The organism is Streptomyces spongiae (assembly GCF_009377185.1).
Lineage (GTDB): Bacteria > Actinomycetota > Actinomycetes > Streptomycetales > Streptomycetaceae > Streptomyces > Streptomyces spongiae.
Genome location: NZ_VJZC01001028.1, coordinates 1 through 1626, shown reverse-complemented (window position 1 = coordinate 1626; position 1626 = coordinate 1). Strand labels below are relative to the sequence as shown.

The following is a 1626-nucleotide window of genomic DNA, read 5'->3' as shown; positions in this document are numbered from 1 at the left end:
CCCCCCATTCTCGTATCCCCGTGCCTCAGCTCGTCGCGTCCTCGCGCCGCACCGACAGCAGGTCCTCCAACTGCTCCTCCCGCGCCTGCGCCGCCACGAACAGCAGCTCGTCGCCGGCCTCCAGGGAGTCCTCCTGGGTGGGGGTGAGGACGCGGGTGCCGCGGATGATGGTGACCAGGGAGGTGTCCTCGGGCCACTCGACCTCGCCGACCTGGGTGCCGGCCAGGGCCGACTCCGGGGGGAGAGTGAGCTCGACGAGGTTGGCGTCGCCGTGGCTGAAGCGCAGCAGGCGGACCAGGTCGCCGACGCTGACCGCCTCCTCCACGAGGGCCGACATCAGGCGGGGGGTCGAGACGGCGACGTCCACGCCCCACGACTCGTTGAACAGCCACTCGTTCTTGGGGTTGTTGACGCGGGCGACGACGCGCGGAACGCCGTACTCCGTCTTCGCCAGCAGCGAGACGACCAGGTTGACCTTGTCGTCGCCCGTCGCGGCGATGACCACGTTGCACCGCTGGAGCGCGGCCTCGTCCAGTGACGTGATCTCGCAGGCGTCGGCCAGCAGCCACTCCGCCTGGGGGACGCGCTCGACCGAGATGGCGGTCGGCGCCTTGTCGATGAGAAGGACCTCGTGGCCGTTCTCCAGCAGTTCGCCCGCGATCGAGCGGCCGACCGCGCCGGCTCCGGCAATGGCGACCCTCATCAGTGACCGCCCTCCTCGTCGGGCCCCTCGGCGAAGGACGCCTCGACCTTCTCGACATCGTCCGTGCGCATCATGACGTGCACCAGGTCGCCCTCCTGGAGCACCGTCTGCGAGGTGGGCAGGACCGCCTCGCCGAGCCGGGTGAGGAACGCGACCCGGACACCGGTCTCCTCCTGGAGCTTGCTGATCTTGTGGCCCACCCACGCCGTCGAGGCGTGCACCTCGGCGAGCTGTACGCCGCCGGTGGGGTCGCGCCACAGCGGCTCGGCCCCGGAGGGCAGCAGCCGGCGCAGCATCTGGTCGGCGGTCCAGCGGACCGTGGCGACCGTCGGAATGCCCAGTCGCTGGTAGACCTCGGCACGGCGCGGGTCGTAGATACGTGCCGCCACGTTCTCGATGCCGAACATCTCACGGGCCACCCGCGCGGCGATGATGTTCGAGTTGTCACCGCTGGAGACGGCGGCGAACGCGCCCGCCTCCTCGATGCCCGCCTCGCGCAGGGTGTCCTGGTCGTAGCCGACCCCGGTGACACGACGGCCGCCGAATCCGGAGCCCAGCCGTCGGAAGGCCGTGGGGTCCTGGTCGATCACCGCGACCGTGTGCCCCTGTTGCTCGAGGGTCTGGGCGAGAGCGGAGCCCACTCGTCCGCAGCCCATGATGACAATGTGCACGGGCCTACACCACGCTTCCCACAGACCATCTGGCCTGTGTGCTTGTCTCGCTCATGTCCTTCTCTCGGCTCGCCGGGCAACGCGTGCGGCCGGATGTGCGGGCCGCCAGGCAACATCATGCCGGTGAATTCCGGCCGTTGCCCCGCCCGGGTCCGGGGTGCCGCTCCCGGTTGCCCTGTGTCCAACGTATCGGGCCCGGCCGCACGGGCCGATGACGGGCCCGGCGTCCTCGGGGCGATCCCGGGGACGCCG

General features: G+C 70.9%; 2 protein-coding genes. Both read right to left on the bottom strand.

The genetic code is table 11. From position 1 onward, the window contains the following. Window positions 1-25: 25 nt before the first annotated feature. Entirely contained in the window at window positions 26-703 is a 678-nt protein-coding gene (locus FNH08_RS49810; protein WP_152778601.1) for a potassium channel family protein, read from the bottom strand. Further along, complete coding sequence (locus FNH08_RS49805; RefSeq protein ID WP_322726669.1) at window positions 703-1374, bottom strand: potassium channel family protein; 672 nt, start codon at window positions 1372-1374, stop codon at window positions 703-705. The genes FNH08_RS49810 and FNH08_RS49805 overlap by 1 nt, the downstream gene beginning before the upstream one ends. Window positions 1375-1626: the final 252 nt, after the last annotated feature.

Bases quoted from the DNA above. Each gene is read 5' to 3' on its own strand.
- FNH08_RS49810 (WP_152778601.1), bottom strand. From the start codon at position 703: ATGAGGGTCGCCATTGCCGGAGCCGGCGCGGTCGGCCGCTCGATCGCG.